Annotated in this window: 6 protein-coding genes and 1 pseudogene; 2 read left to right on the top strand and 5 right to left on the bottom strand. The window is 73.2% G+C overall.

All coding sequences use genetic code 11. From position 1 onward, the window contains the following. Positions 1-38: 38 nt before the first annotated feature. The gene (locus tag H4687_RS47260) at positions 39-686 is read left to right on the top strand and encodes a hypothetical protein (RefSeq protein ID WP_225968474.1); all 648 of its coding nucleotides are present in this window, start codon (positions 39-41) and stop codon (positions 684-686) included. A gap of 15 nt (positions 687-701) precedes the next feature. Here the strand turns inward: H4687_RS47260 and H4687_RS47265 are convergent. The 3 genes and pseudogenes from H4687_RS47265 to H4687_RS45860 all read right to left on the bottom strand — a co-directional run. Then, positions 702-1,066 (bottom strand): annotated as a pseudogene (locus H4687_RS47265) (transposase); the annotation flags it as partial. 212 nt (positions 1,067-1,278) lie between these two features. Beyond that, positions 1,279-1,671, bottom strand: a complete 393-nt coding sequence (locus tag H4687_RS45855) for a hypothetical protein (RefSeq protein ID WP_046919429.1) — start codon at positions 1,669-1,671, stop codon at positions 1,279-1,281. 190 nt (positions 1,672-1,861) lie between these two features. Continuing rightward, entirely contained in the window at positions 1,862-2,746 is an 885-nt protein-coding gene (locus H4687_RS45860) for a DnaB-like helicase C-terminal domain-containing protein (protein ID WP_050398023.1), read from the bottom strand. A 334-nt stretch (positions 2,747-3,080) separates the two neighbouring features. Between H4687_RS45860 and H4687_RS45865 the strand changes: the two genes are divergently transcribed. After that, positions 3,081-3,791, top strand: a complete 711-nt coding sequence (locus tag H4687_RS45865) for a GNAT family N-acetyltransferase (RefSeq protein ID WP_225968475.1) — start codon at positions 3,081-3,083, stop codon at positions 3,789-3,791. Between the two features lie 154 nt (positions 3,792-3,945). Here H4687_RS45865 and H4687_RS45870 read toward each other — a convergent pair whose 3' ends face one another. Together H4687_RS45870 and H4687_RS45875 are read right to left on the bottom strand one after the other, a co-directional pair. Further along, on the bottom strand, positions 3,946-5,079 hold the full coding sequence (locus tag H4687_RS45870) for a helix-turn-helix domain-containing protein (protein ID WP_046919086.1): 1,134 nt from the start codon (positions 5,077-5,079) through the stop codon (positions 3,946-3,948). 10 nt (positions 5,080-5,089) lie between these two features. Next, a complete protein-coding gene (locus H4687_RS45875; RefSeq protein WP_050398021.1) occupies positions 5,090-5,413 on the bottom strand; it encodes a hypothetical protein in 324 nt (107 codons plus the stop codon). Positions 5,414-6,504: the final 1,091 nt, after the last annotated feature.

A 6,504-nucleotide genomic window follows, 5' to 3' on the forward strand; every position in this document is an offset into this window, starting at 1 on the left:
CCTCCGACAGTGGCCACCGGCCCGGCGAAAGGACCCCGGTGGACGGCGAGGAACAGCCCATCCTGCCTGTCCAGTTGGCTACGCAAGCGGTCATCCGCGGCGGCGCCGCGAAGAGCACCGTCACCACCTCGCCCAATTGCGTCGTCCGACTGCGTGCCTTGGTCGAGCGTGACGGCGGCTGGCCCCTAGGGCCGCCGCCTGCGCGCGGGCTGCAGATCCCCGAGAAGGTGAATAGGCTGGTCGCAGAGGTCGACGTGGTTCGATTCGAGGAGCCTTCCATGACCAGGAAAAGGAACGGCGCCTGGCGGGCGACGGGAGTTGTCACCGCACTCGCCACGGCCGCCGCGATCGCCTCCGTCGCCCCGGCCCAGGCCCAGACCACCGCTCAACTGTCCGCGTGGGTCAGCGACGGCTGGGGCGGCGGCACCATCACCAGCCAGCCCGCCGGGATCAACTGCCATCAGGAGGCGTGGGACCCGTATGCGACCAACGATCCGCAGCCGAACCCGACCGGCACGTGCACCGCGGGCTTCGAAGTCGGCACGACGGTCACCTTCACCGCCACACCCGACCCGGGGTCCCACGTCAATCAGGGCCCCGCACCGAATCCCGTGACCGTGCGAACGGGCTACAACTACACGTGGGTCTTGTTCTGTCCGAACGACGGTCTGTGCTCCGCAGGCTAGGCGGTTTCGTTTGGATCAGCGGGCGGACCAGAGGAAGATGCCCGCGACGTGAAGTCCGGCGAGGTAGATGGTCGCGGTCTTCTCATAGCGGGTGGCGATGCCGCGCCATTGCTTCAGGCGGTTGATACACCGCTCGACGGTGTTGCGTTGCTGCATGCCTCGCGGTCGAAAGCCGGCGGTCTGCCGCCCGCCTGTCCGCGCTGCCGCCGGCTGGCCTGCTGGTCGGCCCGTTCCGGGATTACCGCACGGATGCCACGTCTGCGCAGGTGAACACGCAAGCGGGCCAAGACGTCCGTGAAGGCGGGTGCGTCACCGGCCTGGCCGGCGGTGAGGGCAAACGCCAGTGGCCGGCACCGGCCGTCGGCCGCGAGGTGGATCTCTGGGCCCGGTCATCGTGGATGCCCTGCCCAGCCTGTTCGCCACCCTCCACCGATGCCGGGTATCGCCCCGTTGGCTCTGCGCGTGTCTGGGGGAGGCGTTTCCCAGTGAGCACGGATGCCATGGCGAGGGCAGCAGGACCGGCGTCGCCGGTTTCGGGAGGGCATCCTGGACGACTGCCGGGCTGTGGCGTGCATGGCCTTGTGCAGCGCGTCTACTCGTCGTCGAAGGTGGCCGGATCAGCGAGTTGCGGCACGGGTGTGATGGGCAGGGGCCAGTCGTTCAGGACAGTGATCAGTGCTGGGCCTTGGTCACCCACCAGGTCCGGCAGCGCGCACTCCACTCCCATGCGCCAGACCGACAGCGCGGTGCGCGTGTCGTCGACCAGGGTGGTGACCAGCATGGAACGCGTCATCTGCCCGGTGCGGGCGTCGAGCCGGAGCAGAGCCCACAAGGCGTACCCCTGGGCCCGGGGCTGGAGGCCCAGCCGTGTACATGCATCGGGGTAGCTCAGCTCCAGCCCTTCGGGCATCTCCCGGGGGCCGATCACCAGGGCACCGGCCAGCATGGCCTCGGATCGCTGCACGTCTTCTTTCACGGCCTCCATCTTGTCGGGGCCGGCCCACCGATTCCCGGAGTCACTGACATTGACCATGCTCTAGGCCGCAGGCGACACCCGCGGCCGTCGTGAAACGACGCCCGGGCCGAGCGGCACCCCTGTCCGCCGGCTGCCCGGGTCCTGGGCGGCCGGCGGGCGCGCGCGTTCCTCTTCCCGCAGGTCTGCGCCGTGGGCCGGGTCAGGTGCGGGGAGGGGCGACCATGCGGTGGTATTCGGGCTCGAACAGCATCGTGGTGGTGCCCGCCTCGGCGCCGTCGGGCCGGGCGACGTGGAGGGTGACGAGGTCGCGTTGGCCGGGGAGGGGGCCGAGGCGGGCGGGGCGGTGCAGGAGGACCAGGCGGTGGGCGTGATCGAGGACGCCGGGGTCGTCCAGGTCGTCGGGCCGGGGCCGGCTGTCACCGTCACCGGGCTGGGGGCGCAGGTGGGCAGTGGCGACGGCGGGGACATCCAGGTCCCGGGCGAGGGCCACGAGTTCGGCGGCGCTCTGGCCAGGCAGGGGAGGGGAGGGTTCCATACCGGCTGCCAGGCGGAGCGTGTCGACGAGGAGTAGTCCCGCCCCGCCGGCGGCTTCGGCGCGCAGCCGGCTGACGGCGTTGGAGCCGTCGGGGGTGAGCAGGCGGATCGGGATCCCGCGCAGCCGGGCGGCTGCTTCGGCCACCATCTGCCGGTCGGGGGCGTAGTCGGCCGTTCGGTCGAGGTCCTGGCCGGCTTCGGCGGCCAGCAGGCTGCGCATCGTCGCGTGGCGGTCGGTCTGGAGCGAGGCCAGGAGGGCGGGCCGGCCGCGGTGGCCGTGGTGGCGGGCGATGCCCAGCAGCAGCGCGGTGGTGCCGGCCATGGTCCGCCCGGCCAGCACCGTCAGGGTGCCGGGCGTGAGCGGTCCGAGCAGGCCATCCAGTGCGGGCAGGCCGGTGGCCGCGGTGTGGTCCGGCGCGGCCGGGCCGGTGGAGCGCGCGGTGCGCGGGGTGCGCAGCGCGGCCAGGGCCGCGGAATAGGGGATGCCGGCCCGGCCGGCCAACTGCCGGGCACGGGCGGTCAGATCGGAGCTGGTGCGACGACGGCTCACAGTGGTCACTTCCCGGCACGCCGCCCACGCCTGCGCGCCGTACGAAGAAGGGCGCGGTCAAGCTGCACGGGTCCCCGCCCGGCGGGTGCCGGGGTGCCGGTATCCCTGTCCGGCGGGCCTTCGACCTGTGTGCCGGCGCTGCGTGGGAGCATCTCCGGCGGTCTGGGTGCGTGCGTGTCCAGCACCACCGGCGACGATAGCCGATGCCGCCCACCTTCCGACGCACTGACAGACGTTTCCGCCCAGTCGTACAGTTCCCGGCCCCGGCTCCCGGTCGCGTTCCTTGTCGGCCAACTCGGCCGTCGGATGCTGTGGTTGAGGCACGATGGCGGGCATGGGACGAGCCTCTCGACGCCGAGCAGAGCGCCGCAGCGCGCCACGGGCAACTCGGCCGGGCAGCGCCGAAGCGCCGCAGGTCCACGGCCGCTACCTGATCCGCCCGGCCACCCCCGACGACGACCCCGAGGCCGTGCGCGCGCTGCTGCAGCCGGTCGACTTCCTCGACGACGCGATGCCCGAGGAGATCATCGACCGGATGCGCACCGGCTGGCAGTTGCCGCCGCAGTTCGGCACCGCGACCCTGCTGCTCGCCCAGGAGCAGCCCGCAGGGCCCATCGTCGGCCTGGCGCACGCGATCCCGCCGGTCCAGTGGCTGATGGAGATGCAAGCCGGCCTGGGCCGGCCGCTGTGCCTCATGCTGTGCAGGGCGCTCGTCGAGCTGGAGGCGATGTCCGTGGCCGACAGCGCCCGCGGCCAGGGCCTCGGCCACCAGCTCGTCGACCACCTGGTCCGCTCCTACACCCGCCAGGGCTACCAGGCGATGCTGGGCGGCATCCACACCCACAAACCGCACCTGGCCCCGTACTACGAGGCCGACAACTTCCATGTCCTGGCCCCCGGCGCCCCCCTCGTCCTGCAACTGCCCAACGGGCGCATCCAGTGGCCGGCGGATGCGTCGATGCGGCACCTGGCGCGCCCCCTTACCTCGCGGGTGTCGTACCGGGCCGGGGTGCTGAACGGTCTGCTGGCGGGCCCGTCGTCCTGAGGCCGGCCCGCGGCCTGTCCCAGGAGACCGCGGGCCGGCCTCAGGACGACGGGCAGTTGCCGTCACTCGCCGCCCACTCGGCCCGCGTGCCCGCCGCGCAGGCGGTTCCTGCCGGCCGGAAGGGGCGCGGATCCGGGCACCGCCTCCGCACGGCTCATGCCCGCCCCGCGGCCTCGCTCAGCAGGCGCGCGGCCGGGGCGGGCCGGCGCGGCGTGGGGACCGGGGCGTCCGGCAGCGCCGGGACCGGCCCGGGCCGGTCCCTGTGGCTCTTGACCTGGTAGACCGCCATCCCTCTGTCGCCGGTGCGCGCGATGGCGTCGATGCCCCTGTCGTCGGTGCCCGTGGTGAAGGTCCTGTCGGCAAGAGCGCGGCTGAGCTCGTCGCCGATGTGGGATACGGCCGTGGTCCACGCAGGTGCGGCGGTCCCGTTACGGTGTGCGTCCCGGTTGACCAGTCGGCCCACGGCGGCGAAGTTTTCCGCGATTGTCGCGAGACCGGGGCCTGCTGCGGTGACGTCGATGCGGGGGACGGCGTCTGCGAGTGCCGTGAAGACGGGGACCAGTGCGGTGACGTCGATGCGGGGGACGGCGTCTGCGAGCGCTGTGAAGACGGGGACCAGTGCGGTGACGTCGATGCGGGCGTCGGCGTCTGCTCCGCCGCGGGCCAGGGGCACCGGATGGATGCGGCGGATCAGATGCGTGCGCTCGGCGCGCGGGGGGAGGCGGCGCGTGCTCCGCCGGGCGATCACGTGGCTGTAGGCGTCGAGGTACGGGCGCTGTGCGGCCGGACGGCTGATGCCGCAGGCGCTCAGGAACGTGATCAGCTGCTCGGCGCTGGCTGGCAGGCCTTTGCGGTTGACGATCCGCCACGCGGTGGTGCGCGGCAGCAGCTTGCGCAGGCGGGCGTTGTTGAGGGAGGGGGCGCCGGCTCGTTCGTAGAGTTCGGCGAGGGCGAGGGCGAGGTCCCGTTTGGTGGTGATGAAGTCGGGGGCGGGGGCCTTGAGCTCGTGGAGCTTGTCGCGGCGTGCGATGCGGCCGCGGGTACGCAGGAGACGGGCCCGGGCCCGGTCGGCCTCGCCGGCCCTGCAGGCGTGCAGGTAGGCGTCGAGGACGGCCGGGGTGGGTGCGGCGGTGCCGGACTCGGCGCGCTGGACGGCGCCGCGGGAGATGTTGGCGGCTTCGGCCAGGGTGCGCTGGGGCAGCCGGGCGGCCCGGCGCAGCTCGGCCAGGTGTTCCGCGAGGTGAGCGTAGGGGCGCTGCGGGGCGCCGTCGGCAGCAGAACGGGTCATGGACGGCCGCCTACCTGCCCGCGCCGGAGCGCACGGCGGTCTCCACGAGGACCGTCATCAGGCGGCGGCCGCCGCCGGCCGCGGCGAGCGTGGCCGCGCCGATCGCCCCGCAGCCGCCCAGCAGCACCAAGACGGTGTCCAGTTCGGTGCCGGCGAGGAACAGGCCGCAGCCCAGGCCCAGGAAGGCGATCAGCAGGATCAGCGCGTGGGTGGGCCCGAACCGCCCGGCGGCGCCGTCCGGTTCGATGCCGCGGGCTGTTGGCGGCACGGCGGCAGAGGGACAGGCACAGGCCGGGGCGGGGTCGGCCGGGCGGGGGAGGGGGACATGGCTCATGGCGTGCAGGACTCCGTCCTGACAGGGGCCGCCGGCGGCATGCCGGGACCCGGGCTCTGGTCGCAAAGTGACGCGTCCCGCAAGGCAGTTGGCCCTGCCACGCTGCGGGCTGCGCGGCACACAGCCTTCCACGATCCCGGATTCCGCCGCCCCACCCCGGCGCACCTTCTATCCGTTATGTGGCTTCCTGGCCTCGCGGATGTTCCCCGCTCCGCCACGAAATCCGTCGCCTCGCCGGCCCCCGCCCACCGTGCCGGCGACGTCGCCGTCCGCGCGCACAGCGCCCTGGGCGGCTCACCGTTTGTTCCAGCCGACTTGCGGCCCAGGCCCCATCAGAAAGACGGTGGTCCCAGCACAACGCCGACGGCCAAGCCGCTGGCGTTCTCCTGACGGCCCTGGTCGCAAGCCCGAACCCGTTTCAGGACTCTCCGGCAGGCGCGTTGGCCCGCGCCCGCCGACCCGCCCAGCCGGCACCGCCCTCGGTGCCGGCTCGGCGCCGTTCCCGGCATCCCCGTCCTCGAGCTGCGGTGCTCCGCGATGAGTGCGGTCCCGCGCAACGTGCGAAGGAAGCGCGGGACCGCAGGCCGCGGCCGTCCTGTCCGGCCGGGCAAAGGGGACCGTACGTCACCCGCCGCCGGTACCCGGCGAGACGCTCCGCGGGGCACCGGCGGACTGCACCTCGGCAGGCTTGCCGCTTGCCGCTACCAGCGCCATCTCCGCCGATCGTTGTCCGTTGCATGTCGCATTGCATGTCGCGTTGCAAGTGCCGTTGCGGCTGCCGAGACGGCGGCGACGGCCAGTCACGTGTCGGTCTGCACCGCTTTCTCATCGCGGGCCCGCCCGTCGTCGGCAAGAACGGGGTACGGCGCTGGCCTGCCAGACGCTGTTTGGCCTGCTCCTGTGACCGCCCGGCCACACCCACATGAAACTGCTTGGGGCCCTGGACGAAGCCGGCGAGGTGGACCGCCCGGACGGCGGCCGGCTGACCAGCAGGTCGGGAATGATCGGGGGATGACCGATGACCCCTGCGACCCACCCTCCGAGTCGGCGCCGCCCTCCGGCGGCCAGGACGAGCTTCGCGCACTGGCCGT

The organism is Streptomyces stelliscabiei (assembly GCF_014873495.1).
Lineage (GTDB): Bacteria > Actinomycetota > Actinomycetes > Streptomycetales > Streptomycetaceae > Streptomyces > Streptomyces bottropensis.